This window comes from Pseudomonas sp. 5P_5.1_Bac1 (assembly GCF_025466015.1).
Classification (GTDB): Bacteria; Pseudomonadota; Gammaproteobacteria; order Pseudomonadales; family Pseudomonadaceae; genus Aquipseudomonas.
Genome location: NZ_JANLNX010000014.1, coordinates 50018 through 72911 on the forward strand (window position 1 = coordinate 50018; position 22894 = coordinate 72911).

Annotated in this window: 24 protein-coding genes and 1 tRNA gene; 17 read left to right on the forward strand and 8 right to left on the reverse strand. The window is 58.4% G+C overall.

Going from position 1 to position 22894, the window contains the following annotated elements:
- Position 1: 1 nt before the first annotated feature.
- Positions 2-913 carry a ribokinase gene (gene rbsK / locus NTD82_RS02695; protein WP_262127647.1) on the forward strand — a complete coding sequence of 304 codons (912 nt, stop codon included), beginning with the start codon at positions 2-4 and terminating at the stop codon, positions 911-913.
- 6 nt (positions 914-919) lie between these two features.
- On the opposite strand, the gene NTD82_RS02700 is transcribed toward rbsK, so the two are convergent.
- Positions 920-1120: a hypothetical protein gene (locus NTD82_RS02700; protein ID WP_095159227.1), complete on the reverse strand. Its 201-nt coding sequence runs from the start codon at positions 1118-1120 to the stop codon at positions 920-922.
- A gap of 176 nt (positions 1121-1296) precedes the next feature.
- Between NTD82_RS02700 and NTD82_RS02705 the strand changes: the two genes are divergently transcribed.
- Positions 1297-1599, forward strand: a complete 303-nt coding sequence (locus NTD82_RS02705) for a hypothetical protein (RefSeq protein ID WP_262127648.1) — start codon at positions 1297-1299, stop codon at positions 1597-1599.
- 138 nt (positions 1600-1737) lie between these two features.
- On the forward strand, positions 1738-2058 hold the full coding sequence (locus NTD82_RS02710) for an I78 family peptidase inhibitor (RefSeq protein ID WP_110970814.1): 321 nt from the start codon (positions 1738-1740) through the stop codon (positions 2056-2058).
- Between the two features lie 62 nt (positions 2059-2120).
- On the opposite strand, the gene NTD82_RS02715 is transcribed toward NTD82_RS02710, so the two are convergent.
- Together NTD82_RS02715 and NTD82_RS02720 are read right to left on the reverse strand one after the other, a co-directional pair.
- Complete coding sequence (locus NTD82_RS02715; protein WP_003179963.1) at positions 2121-2333, reverse strand: cold-shock protein; 213 nt, start codon at positions 2331-2333, stop codon at positions 2121-2123.
- A gap of 156 nt (positions 2334-2489) precedes the next feature.
- The gene (locus NTD82_RS02720; protein WP_095159230.1) at positions 2490-2792 is read right to left on the reverse strand and encodes a hypothetical protein; all 303 of its coding nucleotides are present in this window, start codon (positions 2790-2792) and stop codon (positions 2490-2492) included.
- Between the two features lie 357 nt (positions 2793-3149).
- Between NTD82_RS02720 and thrS the strand changes: the two genes are divergently transcribed.
- From thrS to NTD82_RS02765, 9 genes are all read left to right on the forward strand, one after another.
- A complete protein-coding gene (gene thrS / locus NTD82_RS02725; RefSeq protein WP_095159231.1) occupies positions 3150-5072 on the forward strand; it encodes a threonine--tRNA ligase in 1923 nt (640 codons plus the stop codon).
- Positions 5072-5623 (forward strand): translation initiation factor IF-3, encoded by a 552-nt coding sequence (gene infC, locus NTD82_RS02730; protein ID WP_175651949.1) that lies wholly within the window; start codon positions 5072-5074, stop codon positions 5621-5623. The genes thrS and infC overlap by 1 nt, the downstream gene beginning before the upstream one ends.
- A gap of 60 nt (positions 5624-5683) precedes the next feature.
- The gene (gene rpmI / locus NTD82_RS02735) at positions 5684-5878 is read left to right on the forward strand and encodes a 50S ribosomal protein L35 (RefSeq protein ID WP_009394045.1); all 195 of its coding nucleotides are present in this window, start codon (positions 5684-5686) and stop codon (positions 5876-5878) included.
- Positions 5879-5906: 28 nt separating this feature from the next.
- Positions 5907-6263: a 50S ribosomal protein L20 gene (gene rplT / locus NTD82_RS02740; RefSeq protein WP_095159233.1), complete on the forward strand. Its 357-nt coding sequence runs from the start codon at positions 5907-5909 to the stop codon at positions 6261-6263.
- A 107-nt stretch (positions 6264-6370) separates the two neighbouring features.
- Positions 6371-7387: a phenylalanine--tRNA ligase subunit alpha gene (pheS, locus tag NTD82_RS02745; RefSeq protein WP_095159234.1), complete on the forward strand. Its 1017-nt coding sequence runs from the start codon at positions 6371-6373 to the stop codon at positions 7385-7387.
- 36 nt (positions 7388-7423) lie between these two features.
- A complete protein-coding gene (gene pheT / locus NTD82_RS02750; RefSeq protein ID WP_262127649.1) occupies positions 7424-9799 on the forward strand; it encodes a phenylalanine--tRNA ligase subunit beta in 2376 nt (791 codons plus the stop codon).
- 3 nt (positions 9800-9802) lie between these two features.
- Entirely contained in the window at positions 9803-10105 is a 303-nt protein-coding gene (gene ihfA, locus NTD82_RS02755) for an integration host factor subunit alpha (RefSeq protein WP_009394049.1), read from the forward strand.
- Positions 10086-10442 carry a MerR family transcriptional regulator gene (locus NTD82_RS02760; RefSeq protein WP_043213594.1) on the forward strand — a complete coding sequence of 119 codons (357 nt, stop codon included), beginning with the start codon at positions 10086-10088 and terminating at the stop codon, positions 10440-10442. The genes ihfA and NTD82_RS02760 overlap by 20 nt, the downstream gene beginning before the upstream one ends.
- 101 nt (positions 10443-10543) lie before the next feature.
- A tRNA-Pro gene (locus NTD82_RS02765) sits at positions 10544-10620 on the forward strand.
- Between the two features lie 82 nt (positions 10621-10702).
- Here the strand turns inward: NTD82_RS02765 and NTD82_RS02770 are convergent.
- Both NTD82_RS02770 and NTD82_RS02775 read right to left on the reverse strand, forming a co-directional pair.
- The gene (locus tag NTD82_RS02770) at positions 10703-12877 is read right to left on the reverse strand and encodes a DNA/RNA helicase domain-containing protein (protein WP_262127650.1); all 2175 of its coding nucleotides are present in this window, start codon (positions 12875-12877) and stop codon (positions 10703-10705) included.
- Complete coding sequence (locus tag NTD82_RS02775) at positions 12874-13194, reverse strand: nucleotide pyrophosphohydrolase (protein WP_175651685.1); 321 nt, start codon at positions 13192-13194, stop codon at positions 12874-12876. The genes NTD82_RS02770 and NTD82_RS02775 overlap by 4 nt, the downstream gene beginning before the upstream one ends.
- 213 nt (positions 13195-13407) lie before the next feature.
- Between NTD82_RS02775 and feaR the strand changes: the two genes are divergently transcribed.
- The 5 genes from feaR (at position 13408) to NTD82_RS02800 (ending at position 20331) form a co-directional block, all read left to right on the forward strand.
- Positions 13408-14340 (forward strand): transcriptional regulator FeaR, encoded by a 933-nt coding sequence (feaR, locus tag NTD82_RS02780; RefSeq protein ID WP_095159238.1) that lies wholly within the window; start codon positions 13408-13410, stop codon positions 14338-14340.
- Between the two features lie 176 nt (positions 14341-14516).
- Entirely contained in the window at positions 14517-16628 is a 2112-nt protein-coding gene (locus tag NTD82_RS02785; RefSeq protein ID WP_262127651.1) for a PQQ-dependent dehydrogenase, methanol/ethanol family, read from the forward strand.
- Positions 16629-16718: 90 nt separating this feature from the next.
- Positions 16719-17579 (forward strand): transporter, encoded by an 861-nt coding sequence (locus NTD82_RS02790; protein WP_175651687.1) that lies wholly within the window; start codon positions 16719-16721, stop codon positions 17577-17579.
- A 208-nt stretch (positions 17580-17787) separates the two neighbouring features.
- A complete protein-coding gene (locus NTD82_RS02795; protein WP_262127652.1) occupies positions 17788-19806 on the forward strand; it encodes a TonB-dependent receptor family protein in 2019 nt (672 codons plus the stop codon).
- An 84-nt stretch (positions 19807-19890) separates the two neighbouring features.
- A complete protein-coding gene (locus NTD82_RS02800) occupies positions 19891-20331 on the forward strand; it encodes a lysozyme (RefSeq protein ID WP_262127653.1) in 441 nt (146 codons plus the stop codon).
- Positions 20332-20381: 50 nt separating this feature from the next.
- Here NTD82_RS02800 and NTD82_RS02805 read toward each other — a convergent pair whose 3' ends face one another.
- From NTD82_RS02805 to NTD82_RS02815, 3 genes are all read right to left on the reverse strand, one after another.
- The gene (locus tag NTD82_RS02805; RefSeq protein WP_262127654.1) at positions 20382-20888 is read right to left on the reverse strand and encodes a Bro-N domain-containing protein; all 507 of its coding nucleotides are present in this window, start codon (positions 20886-20888) and stop codon (positions 20382-20384) included.
- Positions 20889-21266: 378 nt separating this feature from the next.
- Complete coding sequence (locus tag NTD82_RS02810; protein ID WP_262127655.1) at positions 21267-21677, reverse strand: very short patch repair endonuclease; 411 nt, start codon at positions 21675-21677, stop codon at positions 21267-21269.
- Positions 21678-21680: 3 nt separating this feature from the next.
- The gene (locus tag NTD82_RS02815) at positions 21681-22871 is read right to left on the reverse strand and encodes a restriction endonuclease (RefSeq protein WP_262127656.1); all 1191 of its coding nucleotides are present in this window, start codon (positions 22869-22871) and stop codon (positions 21681-21683) included.
- Positions 22872-22894 lie beyond the last annotated feature (23 nt).

The following is a 22894-nucleotide window of genomic DNA, read 5'->3' on the forward strand; positions in this document are numbered from 1 at the left end:
CATGCACGCGAAGGTAGTAGTGGTCGGAAGTCTCAACATGGATCTGGTCGCGCGTGCTGAGCGCCTGCCGCGAGCGGGCGAGACGCTGGCGGGGGAGTCGTTCGAGACGGTGCCAGGCGGCAAGGGCGCCAATCAGGCGGTAGCGGCGGCGCGGCTGGGTGCGTCGGTGGCGATGGTCGGTTGTGTTGGTGACGATGCCTATGGCCAACAGTTGCGCGGTGCGTTGCTGACGGAGGGCATTGACTGTCTGGCGGTGGAGGTGGCGGCCGGTGTGTCCAGTGGTGTTGCCCTGATCATGGTGGATGCGGCCAGCCAGAACACCATTGTTGTTATCGCTGGGGGCAATGGCCGGCTGCTGCCGGTCTCGGTCCAGCGTTTCGAGGCTTTATTACGCGACGCTGAGGTGATTGTTTGCCAGATGGAGGTCCCGCCGCAGACGGTTGAGTATGTGCTGGCGCGCGGGCGTGCATTGGGGAAGGCGGTGATTCTCAATCCGGCTCCGGTCAAAGGCCCCTTGCCGGTGGAGTGGTTCGCCACTATCGACTACCTGATTCCGAATGAAAGCGAGGCGTCGGCGTTGACCGGCTTGCCGGTGGACGACCTGCCGTCGGCACAAGCGGCGGCCGATCACCTTATCGCGCTCGGCGCGGGCAAGGTCATCGTCACTCTTGGGGCGCAGGGTGCGCTGCTCGTCAGCGGGGAGGGCAGTGAGCATTTTCCCGCCCCGGTCGTGGCGGCGGTGGATACCACAGCGGCGGGGGATACCTTCGTTGGTGGTTTTGCCGCGGCATTGGCGCAGGGGCGGAGCGAGCGCGAGGCGATTGTCTTCGGTCAGCGGGCCGCAGCGATTTCCGTCACTCGTCCCGGCGCGCAACCGTCGATTCCTTCGCTGGCTGAGGTCGGGAATTTGTAACCTGGGTTACGGGTGCCCGGCAGCGGTGTCATGCCGGTAGCGTTCGAACACTTGGTCGACGAACCCGCGGGCGGCGTCGCTGCCCATTTCCTTGACCAGCAGGTCGAGTGCAATGAGGGTCAATTCTTCCGCTGTGCCCGGGCTGTAGGCGCTCTGGCCTTCGGGCCATTTCACCTTGATGTCGGCATCGATGCTGTGGCTGGTCATGGAGTTCTCGAAACGGCCCTTACTGTTGAGGGGGGAAACGCTGGGCCACTGGCGTTTCGGCAAGGCATGGTCGCACGCCTTCAGTTAATCATGTCCGCTCGCGCGCGGCTCTGCGACTTAGGCATAACGATGGCGGCGTGGCAAACTAACGGTATTTTCGCTGGCAGGAAAGCACTATGCAGATCGACCTGAACGACCCGAACCAGTTCACTCTGGAGCAGGTGCGCCAATTGATCGCCAGTGGCAACGGCGCGATCCACAATCAACTGCGGGTCGATCGTGCCGGGCATGCCTGGCTCTCCAATGTGGTGGGTGGCGCGCAACTTGATGGTCTGTTGTTTCGTCTGGAAACCTGGTCCGCCGGATCGGGTTGCGTAGGAAGTGTGGCTGCGGAGGACGAGCGTTGGGTTCAGCAGGTATTCAAGGCGCTGCGGGACAACTGGCCTAAGCCCGCAAGCGACTACATCGACCTGTACTGAGAGCTGTCATGGCGCAAAATCCGGACACTATTGGCATTTCCCCTTCAAGAACGAGTCAGGCAGACTGACCCGCTTTGCAACAACTGGCATCAAGTGCTGTCGGATCCGGCAGCATTCCCGTATCCCTAAGGAGGATTCATGTTCCCCATGCGTGCATCATTGGTGAGCCTGCTGGCTGCCGTCATTCTGGTCGGTTGCAGCAGTGGTGGCACTGCGTCGAAAGCGCCTGAAGTTGCTGCTGCACCTAATCTGGACGGTCGTTGTGAGGCCAGTGGCGCAGCATTCGCCGTGGGCAAGCCGGCTTCTGCCGAGCTGCTGGAGCAGGCGCGCAAGGCGAGCGGCGCGCAGTTGGCCCGCGTGCTCAAGCCGGACGATGCCGTGACGCTTGAGTACCGCTCCGAGCGCTTGAACCTTCATGCTGATGAAAAAGGGGTGATTGCTCGCGTCAATTGCGGCTGATCCCGAATTGCGGACACAAAAAACCCGTCGCAAGCGACGGGTTTTTCAATTCGGCAGAGTTATTACTCTGGACGAACCTGTGCAGCCTGCATGCCCTTCTGGCCTTTTTCGGCTACGAAGGATACGGTCTGACCTTCTTTCAGCGACTTGAAGCCGTCGCTTTCGATGGCCTTGAAGTGTACGAACAAGTCGTCGCCGCCACCTTGTGGAGTGATGAAGCCGAAGCCTTTTTCATCGTTGAACCATTTGACAGTGCCGGTTTGGCGATTGGACATGGGTGTATCTCCAGGAATCTTGATTTTTTTCAGTAGTGCGGTGTCGCCGAGAGCCACAGGGTGCACCCCGACATCATAGTCTAATTCTCAGCGTGTGGTGACTTTTAGCTTCAGCTAATGCTGATCTGGCGCAAATATTTGAAAGAATCGGCCTCATTACTTCGGCGCGCATGCCGTTTTCACGGCGTTTTGGGCGCGGCTGATCAATTGCGGGTCCACGCCAGTCTTGCTATCCAGTTGCAGGATTTCCTCGGTGGTAAAGTTCTTCTCGATGGCATTTGCGCCACATTTGCAGTGCTGATCGGCTTGCGTGAGGCTGACTCCCTGCCCTTTAGCAGCCTCTACGCATTGGTCCATGTAGTCGCCTTTCTTGCCAGCGGGCCACGAACCGGCATTGGCCCCCACAGGAAGCATCATGGCTCCGGCGGCAGCCAGGGCCAGAAGAGTCTGAAATCGCATAACCAGGCACTCCTTGGTAATCGGGTCTCATGAAGAGTAGGTCGCTTCAGTCACTCTGAGCGGAAAAAATCCGCAGGAGTTCACTCCCGAGGTCTTTTTCCAAATATTTCCGCTTGTTGGCTGTCCAGTTCGTCGTCTGCGCTGATGCTTGTGCTAGCATGCCGGGCGCGGGATAGCTGAACGCTTGCCCCGCATTTATTTCTGTTCCAGTCACTCTGGTTCGTTCCCCTGGCAGGCATCCGACTTCTGCCACTGTGAGGCAGGCTTTCCGTCAGGAAAGACAGGGGCGAATCGCGTACTGGCTCATCCCAACCCACGTGACCTTTGGTAGGGGTCACCACTAGGAGAGGAGGCGCCATGCCCGTAATTACTCTTCCCGATGGCAGTCAACGTACGTTCGACAAGGCGGTTACCGTCGCTGAGGTCGCCGCATCCATTGGTGCCGGTCTGGCCAAGGCTACTGTGGCCGGCAAGGTCGACGGCAAGCTGGTCGACGCGTGCGACCTGATCGAACACGATGCCCGTCTGCAAATCATTACGCCCAAGGACGAAGAGGGGCTGGAAATCATTCGCCACTCGTGCGCCCACCTGGTCGGCCATGCGGTCAAGCAGTTGTACCCGACGGCAAAAATGGTGATCGGTCCGGTCATCGACGAAGGCTTCTATTACGACATTGCGTACGAGCGTCCCTTCACGCCTGAAGATATGGCGGCGATCGAACAGCGTATGCAGCAGTTGATCGACACCGACTACGACGTCATCAAGAGGGTCACCCCGCGTGCCGAGGTGATCGAAGTGTTCAAGGCTCGCGGCGAAGACTACAAGCTGCGCCTGGTCGAGGACATGCCGAATGAACAGGCCATGGGCCTGTACTACCACGAAGAATACGTCGACATGTGCCGTGGCCCGCACGTGCCGAATACACGCTTCCTCAAGTCGTTCAAGCTGACCAAGCTGTCTGGCGCCTACTGGCGCGGTGATGCCAAGAACGAACAGCTGCAGCGCGTCTATGGCACTGCCTGGGCGGACAAGAAGCAGCTGGCGGCGTACATCCAGCGTATTGAAGAAGCCGAAAAGCGCGATCACCGCAAGATCGGCAAGCGCCTCGGCTTGTTCCATCTCCAGGAAGAAGCGCCGGGCATGGTGTTCTGGCACCCGAACGGCTGGACCCTGTACCAGGTTCTGGAGCAGTACATGCGCCAGATCCAGCGTGAAAACGGTTATCTGGAGATCAAGACGCCGCAAGTGGTTGATCGCAGCCTGTGGGAAAAGTCCGGTCACTGGGCCAACTACGCCGACAACATGTTCACCACTCAGTCGGAAAACCGCGATTACGCGGTCAAGCCGATGAACTGCCCGTGCCACGTGCAGGTGTTCAACCAGGGTCTGAAAAGCTACCGTGAGCTGCCGCTGCGCCTGGCCGAATTCGGTGCTTGCCACCGTAACGAGCCCTCGGGTGCACTGCATGGCATCATGCGCGTGCGTGGCTTTACCCAGGATGACGCGCATATTTTCTGCACCGAAGAGCAGATGCAGACCGAATCGGCGGCATTCATCAAGCTGACGATGGACGTCTATTCCGACTTCGGCTTCCAGGACATTCAGCTCAAGCTGTCCACTCGTCCGGAAAAACGTGTTGGCTCCGACGAGCTGTGGGATCGTGCCGAGGCTGCGCTGGCCGCCGCGCTGGACAACGCTGGCCTGCCGTTTGATCTGCAGCCGGGCGAAGGTGCTTTCTACGGTCCGAAGATCGAGTTCTCGCTCAAGGATTGCCTGGGTCGTGTCTGGCAGTGCGGTACGCTGCAACTGGACTTCAACCTGCCGATCCGCCTGGGCGCGGAGTACGTTTCCGAAGACAACGGTCGCAAACATCCCGTCATGTTGCACCGAGCCATTCTCGGTTCGTTCGAGCGCTTCGTCGGTATTCTCATCGAGCACTATGAAGGTGCGTTCCCGGCTTGGCTCGCGCCAACCCAGGCGGTGATCATGAACATCACCGACAAGCAGGCCGAATTCGCTCAAAAAGTGGAAAAAACCCTCACTGAAAGCGGATTCCGTGCCAAGTCTGACTTGAGAAATGAGAAGATCGGCTTTAAAATCCGCGAGCATACCTTGCTCAAGGTTCCCTATCTCTTGGTTATCGGAGATCGGGAAGTCGAAACGCAAACTGTCGCTGTGCGTACCCGTGAAGGTGCTGACCTGGGCTCTATGCCCGTCGCACAGTTCGCGGACTTGCTTGCGCAAGCGGTTTCCCGGCGTGGTCGCCAAGATTCGGAGTAATTACTATTAAGCGTGAAATGAGACAGGATAAACGAACTGCACCGAAGGCCCCGATCAACGAGAATATCTCGGCACGCGAGGTTCGGTTAATTGGTGCTGACGGCGAGCAGATTGGCATCGTCTCGATTGATGAAGCGCTTCGTATCGCTGAAGAAGCGAAGCTGGATCTGGTAGAAATTTCTGCAGACGCGGTACCGCCCGTCTGCAAGGTCATGGACTACGGCAAGCACCTCTTCGAGAAGAAGAAGCAAGCCAACGAGGCCAAGAAAAACCAGAAGCAGATTCAGATTAAAGAAATCAAGTTTCGTCCAGGGACGGAAGAAGGGGATTACCAGGTAAAACTACGCAACCTGGTACGTTTCCTTAGTGATGGGGACAAGGCCAAGATTTCCTTGAGATTTCGTGGTCGTGAGATGGCTCACCAGGAGCTGGGCATGGAACTGTTGAAGCGGGTCGAGGTTGACCTTGCCGAATACGGTACCGTTGAGCAGCATCCGAAGATGGAAGGACGCCAACTTATGATGGTCATCGCCCCCAAGAAAAAGAAATAACCACCAGGGCACGGCAGGCCTTGCGGTTATGTTTATCCACTGAATGCGGAGTATCCGAACATGCCAAAAATGAAAACCAAAAGCGGTGCCGCGAAGCGTTTCCTGAAAACTGCTTCCGGCTTCAAGCACAAGCACGCTTTCAAGAGCCACATCCTGACCAAAATGTCGACCAAGCGTAAACGTCAACTGCGTGGTAGCAGCTTGCTGCACCCGTCGGACGTTGCAAAAGTCGAGCGCATGCTGCGCGTACGTTAATTTCGGTCAAAGATAGAGGAAGTTACTCATGGCTCGTGTAAAGCGTGGCGTCATCGCTCGTAAGCGTCACAAGAAAATTCTGAAACTGGCTAAAGGTTACTACGGTGCACGCTCGCGCGTATTCCGTGTTGCCAAGCAAGCGGTCATCAAGGCAGGCCAATACGCCTACCGCGACCGTCGTCAGAAAAAACGTCAGTTCCGCGCTCTGTGGATCGCCCGTATCAACGCTGGTGCTCGTATCAACGGTCTGTCCTACAGCCGTCTGATCGCCGGTCTGAAAAAGGCGTCCATCGAGATCGACCGTAAGGTTCTGGCTGATCTGGCAGTGAACGAAAAAGCGGCGTTTGCTGCGATTGTCGAGAAAGCTAAAGCCGTTCTGGCTTAAGTACCCACGACAATCATTCGCCGCTGAATCCGGCGGCGAATGTTAAACGTCATAAATAGGGGAAGAGCCTGTAAGCTCTTCCCCTATTTCGTATCTGGAGTCTGTACATGGAAAACCTGGATGCGCTGGTCTCTCAAGCCCTGGAGGCTGTGGAGCGCGCCGAAGACATCAATGCCCTGGAGCAGATCCGGGTTCAATTCCTTGGCAAGAAAGGCGAGCTGACCCAGGTGATGAAGACCCTGGGCAACCTGCCTGCTGAAGAGCGTCCGAAAGTCGGCGCCCTGATCAACGATGCCAAGGAACGCGTTACCGAAGTGCTCAATGCGCGCAAGACCGCCTTCGAAGAAGCCGAGCTCAGCGCTCGCCTGGCGGCTGAGTGCATTGACGTGACCTTGCCGGGCCGTGGCCAGACCTCCGGTGGTTTGCACCCGATCACCCGTACCCTCGAGCGCATCGAGCAGTTCTTCACCCATATCGGCTACGGCATTGCCGAAGGCCCTGAGGTCGAAGACGACTATCACAACTTCGAAGCGCTCAACATTCCCGGCCACCACCCGGCGCGGGCAATGCATGACACCTTCTATTTCAATGCGAACATGCTGCTGCGTACCCACACCTCGCCGGTGCAGGTGCGGACCATGGAGTCCTCGCAGCCGCCAATTCGTATCGTCTGCCCGGGCCGCGTCTATCGTTGCGACTCGGACCTGACACACTCGCCGATGTTCCACCAGGTCGAAGGCCTGCTGGTCGATCGCGACATCAATTTCGCCGATCTCAAAGGCACCATCGAAGAGTTCCTGCGGGTGTTCTTCGAAAAAGAACTGGCGGTACGTTTCCGCCCTTCGTTCTTCCCCTTCACCGAGCCTTCGGCTGAAGTCGATATCCAGTGCGTGATGTGCAGTGGCAAAGGCTGCCGCGTCTGCAAGCAGACGGGCTGGCTGGAAGTCATGGGTTGCGGCATGGTTCACCCGAACGTGCTGCGCATGTCTGGCATCGACCCCGAAGAGTTCTCGGGCTTCGCCTTCGGCATGGGCGCCGAGCGCCTGGCCATGCTGCGTTACGGCGTCAATGATTTGCGCCTGTTCTTCGACAACGACTTGCGGTTCCTTGCGCAATTTCGCTAGGTCGCGCACCCGTAACGAATCTTTCAGGAGAGCAGGATGAAATTCAGTGAAAAATGGCTGCGCGGTTGGGTCAACCCGCAGGTTTCCCGTGACGAGCTGGTAGCTCGCCTGTCGATGGCCGGACTTGAGGTCGACAGCGTGACTCCGGCCGCTGGCCAATTCAGCGGTATCGTGGTGGGCGAGGTGCTGAGCACCGAGCAGCACCCGGATGCCGACAAGCTGCGCGTTTGCCAGGTGAGCAACGGCAGTGAAACCTTCCAGGTCGTGTGCGGTGCACCAAACGTGCGCCCAGGCCTGAAAATCCCGTTCGCCATGATCGGCGCCGAACTGCCTGGCGACTTCAAGATCAAGAAGGCCAAACTGCGCGGCGTCGAGTCCAACGGCATGCTGTGCTCGGCTTCCGAACTGCAGATCAGCGACGACAATGACGGTCTACTGGAACTGGCGGCTGAGGCTCCGGTTGGTCAGGACATTCGTGAATACCTGGACCTGGATGACGCCAGCATCGAGGTCGACCTGACCCCGAACCGTGGTGATTGTCTTTCCCTGGCGGGTCTGGCACGTGAAGTTGGCGCGCTGTATGCCGCTCCGGTCACCCGTCCAGTCGTTCCTGTTGTGGCGGCGGTCCATGATGTGGTCCGTCCGGTCGACGTGCTGGCGCCAGCCGCTTGCCCACGTTACCTGGGGCGAGTGATTCGCAACGTCGACCTGTCGCGTCCGACCCCGCTGTGGATGGTTGAACGCCTGCGTCGCGCCGACGTTCGCAGCATCGACGCCGCTGTCGACATCACCAACTACGTGATGCTCGAGCTGGGTCAGCCGCTGCACGCTTTCGATCTCGCCGAAATCAACGGTGGCATTCGCGTGCGCATGGCTGAAGAGGGTGAGAAGCTGGTTCTGCTGGATGGTCAGGAAGTCACCTTGCGTGCCGACACCCTGGTCATCGCAGACCACAGCCGTGCCCTGGCCATCGCGGGTGTGATGGGTGGCGAGCACAGCGGCGTGTCCGCTACAACGCGTGACATTTTCCTGGAAAGTGCGTTCTTCGAGCCGATTTCGGTTGCTGGCAAGGCTCGTTCCTATGGCCTGCACACCGATGCCTCGCACCGTTACGAGCGCGGCGTTGACTCGCAACTGGCTCGCGAAGCCATGGAGCGTGCGACTGGCCTGCTGCTTGAAATCGTCGGTGGTGAAGCCGGCCCGGTCATCGAGACACTGAGCGAGCAGCACCTGCCACAGGTTGCGCCGATCACTCTGCGTGCCGAGCGGGTGACCCAGATGCTGGGCATGGAAATGCCTGATGCTGAAGTTGAGCAACTGCTCAACGCGCTGGGCCTGAAAACCACCGCCGGAGAAGGGCAGTGGCAGGTCGAAGTGCCAAGTCACCGCTTTGATATCAGCCTGGAAGTCGACCTGATCGAAGAGCTGGGTCGCCTGTACGGTTACAACCGCCTGCCGGTTCGCTACCCGCAAGCGCGTCTTGCTCCGCAGGCTCGCGCGGAGTCCCGCAGCGAGCTGCCAATCTTGCGCCGTCTGTTGGTTGCCCGTGGCTATCAAGAAGCGATCACCTATAGCTTCATCGATCCGAAGCTGTTCGAACTTTTCAGCCCTGGCGTCGAGCCGCTGCTGCTGGCCAACCCGATCTCCAACGACATGGCGGCCATGCGTGCGTCCCTGTGGCCGGGTCTGGTCAAGGCGTTGCAGCACAACCTGAACCGCCAGCAGGATCGCGTGCGTCTGTTCGAGAGCGGTCTGCGTTTCGTTGGTCAGCTCGACGGTCTGCAACAGCAGCCGATGCTGGCAGGTGTGGTGTGCGGTAGTCGCCTGCCGGAAGGTTGGGCAAATGGTCGCGATGGCATTGATTTCTTCGACGTGAAAGCGGATGTGGAAGCGCTGCTGAGCTCGTCGGGTTCGTTGGGTGACTTCACCTTCGTTGCCGGCAAGCATCCTGCGCTGCATCCTGGCCAGACCGCACGCATCGAGCGCAATGGTCATGAAGTGGGTTATCTGGGTGCGCTGCATCCTGAGCTGGTCAAGACTCTCGGCCTGGACCGTACTGTCTACGTCTTCGAGCTGGTGCTGGATGAAGTAGTGGAAGGGCGACTGCCGAAATTCCACGAACTGTCCAAGTTCCCGGAAGTGCGTCGTGACTTGGCCCTGGTGGCTGGTCGTGATGTGGCGTCGAATGCCGTCCTGGAAGTTATCCGTGATAACGCGGGTGAGTGGCTCACGGACCTCAGGCTGTTTGATGTCTATCAGGGTAAAGGTATTGATCCTGATAGAAAAAGCCTGGCCGTCGGCTTGACCTGGCAGCATCCATCGCGCACTCTTAACGACGATGAGGTGAATGCCACTACCCAGAATATCCTCACCTCGCTCGAACAAAGGTTGAACACCACGTTAAGGAAATAGCGGATGGGTGCTCTGACGAAAGCTGAGATGGCAGAACGGCTGTACGAGGAGCTGGGCCTGAACAAGCGAGAGGCCAAGGAATTGGTCGAGCTGTTCTTTGAGGAAATCAGGCACGCTCTTGAAGACAACGAGCAGGTCAAATTGTCCGGTTTCGGCAATTTCGACCTGCGCGACAAGCGCCAGCGTCCGGGACGCAACCCCAAAACGGGTGAAGAAATCCCGATCACTGCACGTCGCGTCGTCACCTTTCGTCCAGGGCAGAAGCTGAAGGCCCGGGTTGAGGCTTATGCTGGAACCAAGCCATAACGACGAACTCCCGCCTATCCCGGGAAAACGCTACTTCACCATTGGTGAGGTGAGTGAGCTTTGTGCGGTAAAACCGCACGTGCTGCGTTACTGGGAGCAGGAGTTTCCTCAGCTCAACCCGGTCAAGCGCCGTGGAAACCGTCGCTATTATCAGCGCCAGGATGTGCTGATGATCCGTCAGATCCGCGCCTTGCTGTACGACCAGGGTTTCACCATCGGCGGTGCGCGTTTGCGGCTGTCCAGTGATGAGGCCAAGGACGACACCACCCAATACAAACAACTGATCCGGCAGATGATTGCCGAGCTGGAAGATGTACTGGTGGTTCTGAAGAAGTAATCCTGAGTTGAATGCGGAAGGTGTTGTGAAAAATAATCCTTCCAAAATTCAAAAGCTTAAGGTAGATTCTTCAACGTTCTCAGCAATATCGAGAGCATCGTCGGGGCGTAGCGCAGCCCGGTAGCGCACTTGCATGGGGTGCAAGGGGTCGAGTGTTCGAATCACTCCGTCCCGACCAAAATACCTCAATAAAAAGGCCAGTTCTTATCGAACTGGCCTTTTTGTTTTCAGAGACTTTGTGAGCCTGAGCCGTTTCAGCGTTAGCCAAGAACCTTGACGAATTCTCCGACGACCTTGTAACTCGACAGCAAATCATCCTTCAACTCGATCGTTTCGAACGTCGTGTCGTAAGACCTGGGGATCAACAAGATCCTGCTGTGGCGCCAGCCACTTTCATCCTCTGCTTTGACGCTCTGGTACTCCTTGACGGTGTAGTGAGCGCCACCCGCTTCATCTTGCTGCTCCACCAGGACGATCTTGCCATTGCGGCTTCCGCCACTTTCCAGGCGAAACAGGCAAGTGGCCCCGTCCGCAATGATGGTGTTCATGGACTCGCCAACGACCGTGCAGGCGAAATAGCTGTCGTCTAGTCCGGGTTGTTCAACAACCTCAATCCATTTCTCTGGCTCGGCCTCTTGAGCCTCGCTGAAACCTCCAGCGGCGGCGTGCAGATTGTATAAAGGCACGGCGTTTACATAAGGAACCAGCGTCTCTGGTTTCTTGACCAGTTGGATCGGCTGGTGGGTCGGGACATGTTGTGCCAGGTAGTCGCGCAGGTCCTTATTGCATGCGTAAACGAACGTGCCCCTGATGCCACGGAGCATGATGGTTTTATAGATATTGAGGATGTATTTCTTCAGTGCGGCAGGGTGCTTGATGCCGTTCTTTCCGTTCTTGTCGAAGTACTGTTTTGCATCGATGGTGATTTCGCCGCGTTCTTTGTCGAAGCCGATCTCGTTTCCGAAAATGATTGCTGCGTAGTTCAGGTCATAGCCTTGGGTCGTATGGATGCAACCCACTTCCATTTCGGAGTTCTTGGCGTTGATCCAATCGGTGTTTTTGCTATTCCAGCGCAACTGGAAGCCTTCGATTTCGATATCGAACGCGTTGCTGTCTTTCTTCGACGCCCATGGCCAGGAGTAGCCAGCGATCAGTCGGGAGAGACCGAACTGGCGGTTTCTGTCCTGGGTAACCCGGATCATCTCGGCGATGCTGTCGAACAAGACCAGTTCGTAGTTCTTCGGAGAGAACAGGTTCCCCGCTGGCAGATCGACGTTCAACAGGTTGTTCAGAAACGTTACATACGGATTTCCCGCGCGAACACGGAACTGCGACACCAGTTTCTGAACTTGCGTCGTGCCAAGTGCTTTCAACTGGGCGAAGTCTTCAGCGTTGGCATCCGACGGTTTGACTGACTGGCTTTCGTCGTAGAAGAAGATGGCTTTGCCGGCTTGCTTGCAAACCCAATGCACTTCGCTGCACGTGTGCTTATCGAATCCCAGCGCTTCGGACGCTTTGTCGAATGCACCGAAGTACGAACCCAGATTGACCCGTTTGCGCAGGCGGTGGGACTCATCCACAAGGACAATGTCGTAGGCCTGATTGGCCAGCTCAGACGGGCCAATGACCATCTTGGGATCAAGCCCTGCAACGTTCTTGAAGGCTTTCTTCAGGGTCTGCCTGAACGACGCCATGGGCACGACCAGCGCCATTTTCGGCGTTCCAAAGCGCAGCTTCAGACGCACTAGCAGATCACGTAATTCGGCTTCTTCAGCATCGAAATCATGAAGATTCAGCCTGTCGACATCGGATTGAAGCAGCTTGAACAGGAAAATTGCCAGGATGGATTTTCCGGTTCCCGCGCCGCCCTGAATAATCAGGGTCTTGGTGTTTTCATCCAGCAGGGCATGAAGAATGCCGAGCAGCCCTTGGCGTTGATCGGACGAAAGTGATTTGTAGGGCGAGTATTTGAACAAGTCCGAGTTGTCGATGGACTCCAGGGAGTGTTGCACCAGACCGTCGCCACGCAGCTTGTTCCAGGTCTCCTTGAAGATCTCGGTGTACAGCTCGTTTCGCTGGTAGTAGTTGTGATCCACCAGACCCAGGTTGCTGTTGAGCAGCGAATACTTGCCGTCTGCGGCGATGTATTTGATCAGCGTGGACTCAATGTCGAGGGTCGCGGACTTGTTGAAGCGGTCACTGCTGATCAGGTGAACCGAGCGAAGCAGGTTTTTCTCGTCGTGCTTCAGGTGAGCATTCATTCGCGTGAGCGTATCGGTGGTTTCACCGATATACGCCTGCTTTCTAGCTTCGTCGCTGAGGATGTAGACCAGCGGCCAGTAGCCGGCCGCGTAGGCGTTGCCGCGGATGTCCTGTTCCAGGGCTTTTCGAGAGAAGGTGTAGCGGTGCACTTCAACAAGGTGTTTTGTACTCATAGCTCCGTGTACTTCTTGGCAGTTCCTTTGGCCTTGCTTACCGGGTACTTGCTGTCATTCAGTTTGATCTTGTCCAGGATAATCTGCTGCACGTCCAGGTCATATGCATCGGCCAGCAGCAGGGCATAGGCAAACACATCGGCCAACTCTTCCTTGACCTTCTCGACGTTCGCTTCTTCAGCGGACTTCCACAGGAAAACCTCCAGCAACTCGCTCGACTCGATGCTCAAGGCCAGCGCCAGATCCTTGGGGTTGTGGAATTTCTTCCAGTCCCGCGCATCACGGAACTCCCGCAGTTTTTTCAGTGCCTCTTCCATAATTCAGTCTTGCCGAGAGAGAAATGCGGCCATGATTGCTCACGAAACACAGCGAAACAAGGCTATGGGAAACGCTCGCCAGGATAATCCCGAGTTGACGCGTAGGCTTTTATGAATGAGCCTGTCTCCCGAATCACCCGTTTGCGCACCTTCAGCTTGCCCTCCTGTAATTTAGATAATATGTTAATAAAAAAATAACCCACCGGAGGCACCATGTTCCTGCCATCGAGCGAGCAGATTGGATTCGAACGCTGGTGCCACTCCTTGCGTAGCATCTGCGGCAATTTCAGTACCCTGCCTTCCAGTCTCACCCGTCACTTCATCGGCGAAATCCACAGCCAGACCATTGGCGCACTGGATACCGCGCACATCCGCACGAATGCCCGGTTGATCAGCCGCGAGCTGATCGGCGTCGACAGCGATGACAGTCATTGCTTCCTCATCTACCAACGCAGCGGTCGCCAGCGGATCCGCCAGGCCGGCATGGAAGTGGAACTGGGCCCGGAGGACATCGCGCTGGTGGACTCGGCGCGGTTGTTCGAGATCGAGCCGCTGGGGCTGGTGGAGAATGTCTCGGTGCATCTCTCCCGGGATATCGTCACTCGCCAGTTCAAGGGCGATAACCTCTTCGGAAAACTCTCACGAAATAATGTCTCCAGTCGCATGGTGCGCTCGCTGGTGCAGTCGATCGGCATGCTGGGTGACGGCGCCGCCAATGGTGAGGATGGCCAGGCGATCCAGAGTGCGCTGGTGAGTCTGGTGCTGCCGGCGATGTCGGGCCAGGCAGAAGGGCAGGAGCATCTGCTGCAGAGCAATAGCCTGTTTTCCACCGCCCTGAGACTGGTGGATGAGTCGCTGCAGGATATCGACCTCGGGCCGGCCTATCTTGCCGATCAGTTGCACACCTCGGTGCGCAGCCTTTACCGATTGTTCGAAGAGCACGGTGAAAGTGTGTCGCGCTATATCCTTCGCACGCGCTTGAGCAAAGTGGCCCATGACCTGTGCAGCCATCCCTTGCGCAGCCAGTCGATCACGCAGATCGCCTTCAAGTGGGGCTTTGTCGATGTGGCCCATTTCAGCCGGGCGTTCAAGCGTCAGTTCGATGTTTCGCCCCGCGATTACCGGGCCCATGCCTTTCAGGAGTGAGCCCTTCGTTACTGGCAGAAAATGCCAACTGGATTGGCGGTCACAGTCAAGCGCAGCCCTCCCGCAAAACTTCTAATACTCCTACATAGCGCAAGCTCTGCTATTGCGTGACCCGCGGGGGCGGCCTGCCTCGCGGGTTCATAAAAACAATAATGCGTCGCTGGAGTCCGAAACACATGAAAACCCTCTTTCTGCTGGCGGGTCTCCCGTTATTGCTGTCCTCCTTGCATGCCTCGGCTGTGGACAGCACGCACCCTGCCCAGGTCGATGCGAAACGCCTGACAAACGCCAATCTCGAACCCGGCAACTGGATGAGCCACGGTCGTACCTACGACGAGCAACGCTACAGCCCGCTCAATGCCGTCAACGACAAGAACGTCAGCCAACTCGGCATGGCCTGGACCACGCGCCTGGATATCGACAGCGGCACCGAAGCCACGCCGCTGGTGGTCGACGGAGTCATGTACACCACCGGCGCCTTCAGCATCGTCTATGCGATGAACGCGGCCACCGGCGAAATGCTGTGGAAATACGATCCGAAAGTCCCGCCCGAAAACCTCAGTCAGGGCTGCTGCGGTCCGGTCAACCGCGGTGTTGCGGTGTGGAACGGCAAGGTTTACGTCGGCAGCTTCGACGGTCGATTGATCGCTCTGGATGCAGCCAGCGGCAAGGAAGTCTGGTCGGTGGACACCATCCTCGACCGCTCCAAGAGCTACTCCATCACCGGCGCTCCGCGCATCGTCAAAGGCAAGGTGCTGATCGGCAACGGCGGCGCCGAGTTCGGCGTGCGCGGCTATGTCACCGCCTACGACGCCGAGACCGGCAAGGAAGCCTGGCGTTTCTACACCGTGCCGGGTGATCCGAAGCTGCCGCCGGAAAACCCGGCCATGGCCATGGCCCTCAAGACCTGGACCGGTGACGGCTGGGTGAAGTGGGGCGGTGGTGGCACGGCCTGGGACTCCATGGCCTACGACGCGGACCTCGATCTGCTGTACATCGGCACCGGCAACGGCTCGCCGTGGAACTACCAGTTCCGCAGCCAGGGCAAGGGCGACAACCTGTTCGTTTCGTCGATCCTGGCGCTGCGTCCGGACACCGGCGAATACGTCTGGCACTACCAGGTCACCCCGCAGGATCGCTGGGACTACACCGCGACCCAACACATGATCCTTGCCGACATCAAGGTCGACGGCCAGGTCCGCAAGGTGTTGATGCAGGCGCCGAAGAACGGCTTCTTCTATGTGCTGGACCGTACCAACGGCAAGCTGATCTCGGCGAAAAACTATGTGCCGGTGAACTGGGCCAGCGAGATCGACCTGAAGACCGGCCGCCCGGTGCTGACCGGTGCCGCGGACTACTCCAAGGAGCCGAAAGTCGTACAGCCAAGCTTCCTTGGCGGGCACAACTGGCACCCAATGTCCTATAGTCCCAACACCGGTTATGTCTACATCCCGGCCCAGCACACCCTGGCCGAGCTGAAGGCCGCGAAGGAGCCGATGTTCTTCCCGAACAAGTCGGTCTTGAACTTCGGACTGGACGTACCTGATCTGCCGGAAGATCCGAAGACCTTCAAGCAGATCCGCGATTCCTGGACCGGTGAGCTGATCGCCTGGGACCCGGTGAAGCAAGCGCCAGCCTGGAAGCAGGAATATGCCAGCGCCGGCAACGGCGGCACCTTGGCGACGGGCGGCAACCTGGTGTTCCAGGGCACTGCGGACGGCCGGGTGGTGGCCTACAGCGCCGACAAGGGCGAGAAACTCTGGGAGCATCGCGCCAACTCTGGCGTGATGGCCGGGCCGATTACCTACACCGTGGGCAACGACCAATATGTGGCGTTTTCCGTAGGTTGGGGTGGGATTCTTCCGCTGCTGACGGGCTCGCTGACCAACAAGGCCAAGGTGCAGTCGGAATCGCGGATTATCGCCTTCAAGCTCGGGGCGAAGGGCGAATTGCCGCCGCCGCGTCAGGCGCCGGTGTTCCCCAATGTTGACCTGGAGCTGACGGCGACCCCCGAGCAACTGGTTCAGGCACGCAGCATGTTCAACGGCCTGTGCGCGGGTTGCCATGGCCTCAATGCGGTCGCTGGCGGCGTGGTCCCGGACCTGCGCTACCTGACCAAGGACAAGCACGCGGCCTTCCCGGCGTTCGTCAGCGGTGCGTTGATCCAGCGCGGCATGCCGAACTTCTCCGACATCCTCAAGCGTGAGGACATGGAGTTGATCCGCCAGTACCTGGTCAAGCGCACCCATGACCTGCAGGCCGACCTGAAAGCCAGCGCCGCGCAGTAAACCCACCGTCACCGAACCCGCCTTGGTGGCCCCTGAAAAGGGGCCGCCCGGGACTCTTCACGCCAACAAAAACAACAACGAGAGTTCACCATGAAGATCATCAGCCCCTCGACCCTCACGGCCGGCCTGGCTCTGTTCGGCGTTTCCCTGTTCGCCCAGGCCGACGTCAAGCCTGACCCGGGCGACTACACCGCGCTGCCCAAGGGCACCGACGTGGTCGTGCTCTATCAGCAGAACCCGCGCGGCGACAAGGTCTACTCCGGCGGCAAGAAAGTCGCCGACGACCTCGACCTGGACATGACCGTCGGCGTCCTGCGTCTGATCCACTTCACCGATTTCTTCGGCACCGGATACACCTGGGACCCGCAGATCGTCATCCCCTTCGGCCAGCAGGACATCGGCGCCAGCCACAGCAAAACCTCGGGCCTGGGCGACATCACCTTCGGCGGCACCCTGTGGACCATCGGCGACCTGGAGCGCAACGAGCACCTCGGCTGGTCGGTGTTCTTCACCGCGCCAACCGGCAGCGACAAGAACCAGGGCTTCGCTCTTAGCAACAACCGCTGGGCCGTGGACTTCCAGGTGGGCTACATCAAGGGCCTGACCGACAAGATCAGTTGGGACGTGATCGCCGAAGCCGAGTTCTATGACGACCAGCGCTCCACCGACGCGAAAAAGGACACCCTGCTGCAACTGCACAACCACCTGCGCTACAACTTCACCCAGGACACTTATGCCGCCATCAGCTACCGCCACAACTGGGGCGCGCGCGAAACCCTCGACGGCCAGACCCTGGCCACCAGCCGCAACAACGGCACGGTCGGGTTCACTGTCGCGACCATGGTCGGCAAGCAATTGCAGTTGATGGGGCAGGTGATGCACGACACCACGGTGCGTGAAGGGGTGAAGATCGATAATTCGTTGCAGTTCAGGGCGGCGTATTTCTATTGAGTCGGATTGGGGCCGCTTTGCGGCCTCAATTTCCATCAATCTCCTACTTTCGAGTGACCCACCTTAGTACCGCGCACTTCTAACTCCTGCTTAGTAGCCATATGCCTATCAATTTTCGTATGGTCCGGCCTGACAAGCGTCCAGCCCAGGTGCCAATGCGGAGCCGGCACCCTGGAAAACTTCCTCGCGGGACCCAGTGGAACACTCCATGAAGAACAACGAGCGGCAACGGGCCGCACATCGCCGCGCAGCATTCGGCGCACTCTTGCTGACCACCACCGCCGCCCTGGCGGATTCCTCCGTCGAAGTCGAACCGGTCGAAATCACGGCCACTCGCACCGGTGACCAATGGGCCCAGGCCGCACTGTCGGCCAGCGTCGTCGATGCCGCCGACAGCCGCGGCGACCAGGCACTGACCTTGGGCAACATGCTCTCCGCCGTGCCCGGCGTAGTCGTGCAGAGTCGTTACAACGCCGCCCAGGGCCTGCGCCCGGCGATCCGCGGTTTCGGTTCGCGATCCAGCTTCGGCGTGCGCGGCATTCGCGTGCTGGTGGACGGCGTGCCGCTGACCATGCCCGACGGCCAGACCGAACTCGACGGCCTCGATATCGGCCTGGTGGAGCGCATGGAAGTCCTTCGCGGTCCCGCCGCCGTTCTCTACGGCAACGGTGCTGGCGGCGTGCTGGCGATCAACACCCGTGAACCGGGCGATCATCCGGGCGTTGCCGCTGACTTCAGCCTCGGCAGCTACGGCTATCGCCGGCAAAGCATCGAGGCCAGCGGCACCGAGGGCAATTTCGGTGCCCTGGTGGCCGTCAGTTCGACGACGATGGACGGCTATCGCGACCACGCCACCAGCGAAGCCAACAACCTCACCGGCAAACTGCGCTGGTGGGGCGATACCGGGCGTCTGGCCCTGACCATGCATGCCCTGGACAACCGTTCGGAAGATCCCGGCGGACTGACCCTTGCGCAGGTTCGCGCGGATCGCAATCAGGCGCGTCCGCAAAGCCTGAGCTTCGATTCCGATGAGCGCATCAGGCAACAGCGGCTGTCGCTGGTGTGGGACGGCGAGGCCGTGGGCGAGGATACCTATCAGCTCCGCAGCTACGTCGGTCAGCGCGACTTCACCAACCGCCTGCCGCTGGCCGCCAACGGCCAGACCAGCTACGAGCGCCTGTTCGGCGGGGTAGGCGGGCATTACAGCCATGTCGCCAATTGGTTCGGCCTGAATCACAAGCTGACCTTCGGCGCCGACCTGGAATCCCTGCGTGACGACCGCGACCGCAACAACAACATCATCGGTGGCGAAAAGGGCGCACTGACCTCACGCCAGCGAGAGGAAGCCACCAGCCTCGGCCTGTTCGTGGAAAACCAGACCGAACTGACCGAAAACTGGGTGCTCAGCCTCGGCCTGCGGCATGACGCCGTGCGCCTGAGCGTCGACGACCGCTTCCTGCGTGACGGCGACGACTCCGGTGATCGCACCCTGCGCGACCTCAACTACAGCGCCGGCCTCAGCTATCGCCTTGACCCGAACCACACCGTCTACGCCCGCGTCGCGACCTCGTTCGAGACCCCGACTGTCGCCGAAATGGCCAACCCGAGCGGTGGCGGTTTCAACAGCAGCCTGGAACCCGCCGAAGCACTCAACCAGGAAATCGGCTTCAAAGGCGAGACCGCCCACTGGCGCTACGAGGCGGTGGTCTACCGCATCGACACCCGCGACGAACTGGTGCCCTACGTCGACGGCCGCACCTTCTACCGCAACGCCGGCTCCACCCGTCGCGACGGCCTGGAGCTGAGCGCGCGCTGGCAGCCTGACGAGCACTGGCAACTGAGCACCGCCTACAGCCTCAACGACTACAGCTATCGCAGCTTCGACGGCGCCGACGGCAAGCGCCTGCCGGGTATTCCGGTGCAGAGCCTGTTTGGTGAACTGAGCTACAGCCGCGACAACTGGTACGCGCGCCTCAACACCTCGGTCTACGACCGCCAGTACGCTGACAGCGCCAACACCGCGCGGATTGGTGGCTATGCGCTCGTTAACCTGCGGGCGGGCATGCAGCTCAAAGGCTGGGCGGAGAATGTGGAGCCCTACGTGGGTCTGGATAACCTGACCGACCGGCGCTACTACGACAACCTGCGGATCAATGACAGCGGTGGCCGCTACTACGAACCGGCACCCGGCCGGACCGGATATGTGGGAGTGAAAGTCCGCTTCTGAGTGAAGGCTTAGTGCTATCACGCTGGCGATGAGTGAAGTAGTCTTGGCCGATATTGTCCTCACTTTCTTGCAAGGAGCTCGGATATGCGACTGTCCTCGACTGGTCTGGATTTGCTCAAGCGCCGCACCGGCTTGACCCTCGATGCTCGTCAGGACCCCGCGGGCCTGTGGTTTATCGGTTATGGGCACTATGGCGATGTCCATGCGGGCATGACCATTACCCAGGCCGAGGCGGAGGCCAAGTTGGAGCATGAGATCGGCCGCCATGAAACCCAGTTGGCCGGCATGCTTGAAGTGCCGGTAAGCCAGGGCCAATGGGATGCACTGCTATTGCTGGTGTTCGACTATGGGCTGATCCGTGTTCGTAGCTCGATCCTGATCCGCCACGTCAATGCCGGAGCGATCGACCGGGCCGCCGAGGAATTCCTGAAATGGATTCAAGTGCGCGGACGGCCGGACATGCAGATGGCGAGACGGCGCGCTATTGAGCGTGAGATGTTTCTTCAGGGCTCGCAATTCGCTTGAGAGAGAAGGGCAGGATGGCCTGCCCTTGGCTTCTCACCAGCGTTCGCAACTCACCCTCCGAAAAAACGACCCGCCATGGCACGCCACCGGCGGATCGTGTCTGTTTTATCGCTGTGCTGCGCGACGTCCGCAAAATCACCCAGGCGAATCCACGCTTCATTCTGCCAATACAGCAACTCCATCGATCCATTCCCGTACTGAACGACTGAAGTCGCGGGAGTGGTCTTATCGCCGCGGTGTTCATCCCGCAGCACCGCAATGACGTGATGCGTCAGCCAGCGCCGCAAATGGCGGTTTTCGGGAATATAGTGATGCGCCAGAACGGTGTAGGCGCCTGACTCGCTGATCATCACGTTATCGGTGACTTGGCCGTAACGAAGGAGTTGCACGGAACGGTGCTGGTCTTTGTCGAGCTTGCGCACGATGTGATCGTCCAGGTATCTGCCAATCAGACGCCCGAACTCGCGGGCGCAGAACCAGACTTGGGCGTCGAGCCAGAGGGCGTGGAGGGGGCGGTTGTGGCGGGTGAAGAGGGTGGGGGTGTGGAATTCAGTCATGGGCGATTCCTCCTCGAAGAGCAGGTAATGCATGGCTGTCGATCAGGTGCTCAGGCCCACGTATCCGGGGCGGATGAAGCTGGGACATGTCCATTTCCTCTGGTCGCTTTCTTAGGGCGTTAAGGGTGCCGGGAGCTAAGAAACCCACCAGAGACGGGCCGGACGTATTCCCCTTTCGGGTCTTGTATTAGCCCACTCCCGACATAACGGGTCTTTCTTGTGGGCGAGTGTTAGCCGCTGGCACAAAAAAGCCGCATTGCTGTCGGGTGCGGAAACCGCTCTGGTTGATGCGTTTCTTAGGCGCGAGGGTGAGGGTAGGGGGGTGGAGCCGATTGGTCAATAGATACCAAGTGACGTGTGCGAAGGGCTGACGGCTCGTTAGAGAGGCAGTTCCATGATTATCTTCAATAGCTTATGGGGAATTTTGGTTTCACATTCCCATATGATCACCACCTTCCAACCCATACCTCTAAGGGCTTCTTCGCTGCTTTTATCTCTTGCTACATTTCTTTCAAGTTTTGGAAGCCAAAATTCTTGGCGGCTTTTAGGTGTGTACGCGTATTTGCAGCCTTGGTGCCGATGCCAGAAACAGCCGTGCACAAACAGGCAAAGGCGGTGCTTGGGAAAAACGAGATCAGGAGAGCCTGGGAGGTCCTTTCGGTGTAGCCGAAAACGCAAGCCTAGCGAATGGCATAGAGAACGAACTAGTATTTCTGGCTTGGTGTTGCGTCCTTTGATCCTGGACATCATTAAAGAGCGAGCTTGAGGAGTGATAGTATCTGCGCACATGGCTTATGTCTTATTCGATTGGAAACTTGAAGTCAGCCATCGTTTGACATCCTCTTGGTTTTTTAGGTCGGACTCCTTTAGGAGTTCGACAATATCCCTGCCAGCGAGGATCATCACCGGATGACCATCATCGACTACTTCACTGTAAGCCTGATCATGCACCCAGGACGTGGTGATCAGTACACCAAATTGCCGATGGCGAAGACGTGAAATCAGCCTTGAGAGTTCGCGAACGCCAACGGAATTTTTGGTGCTATAGCATTTTGCTTCAATGGCAAAATCAACAAGGACAGATGAGTTGGCACGGCCGATGCGGAGCTTCCCCACACCGTCTCGGCCTCCATCTCTGAATGGACGGGTGAGGTCCAGTTCAACTGTAGTTGGCAGGCAACGTCGCACCAAGTGAGCTGCGCAAGCCTCGAAACCGTAGGGGTTCGCTTGGAAGTGTTCGTAAACCGCCGCCAGCATTTCTATTTCTATTTTGGATGAGGGAAGCTGCTCTTTTTTGGAGCGAATTGGCTGGGACCGCTTGGCTATCAAAGGAGTGTACTGCCCAGTGAGCAGCCATTTTTTCCACCCTGCCGGTGCATGGCTGCTGTCGCTTCCAGCAATCCCTTCATGGATGATGTCACGCAGCCATGCCCGGGGAACGAGTGGTAGATCAAGGATCGTAAACGTCGCTCGATAGTTTTGAAAGCGCTGCCCATTTGTCATATGCCACACCGCTACGAGGTCATCATTCTGTCCAGTGCCTATGGCTCCTGGGACTGCGAGACCGCGAAACATGACGTCTCGATACGTGCCAGCCTTGGTGAAAACGAGAATTGGCGGAATGTTTTGGCGTTCTCCGGCGTGTAGATGTTGGAAAACCAGCTCCAGAAGGTTGTTGCCATAACGGTTCGTTTCGTTCAGCCTGCGTCCCGGTTGTTTGTTATCTCCGTAGTAGGTAAAAACTCCCGTTGACAGGTCCAAATCATCTGGCCAGTCGTGGTCCTCCATGCTGGAAATCAAAGCGATGAGCCTTGGCGCCTCTCGTTTTCCGCGAATGCGGAAGCCGCCTTGATTGCTCAGGTTCAGGAGTTTGGTCAAGGCGTCGTCGCTGGCGTTGCCGTTGCGGCTTCCAGAGTAACGGGCATCGATAATCAAATCTGCGTTGTCAAGCTCCTCCATGGAGTAAACCAGGTTTTCACTCATTTGCTGTCCTTGGCAGAAATCAA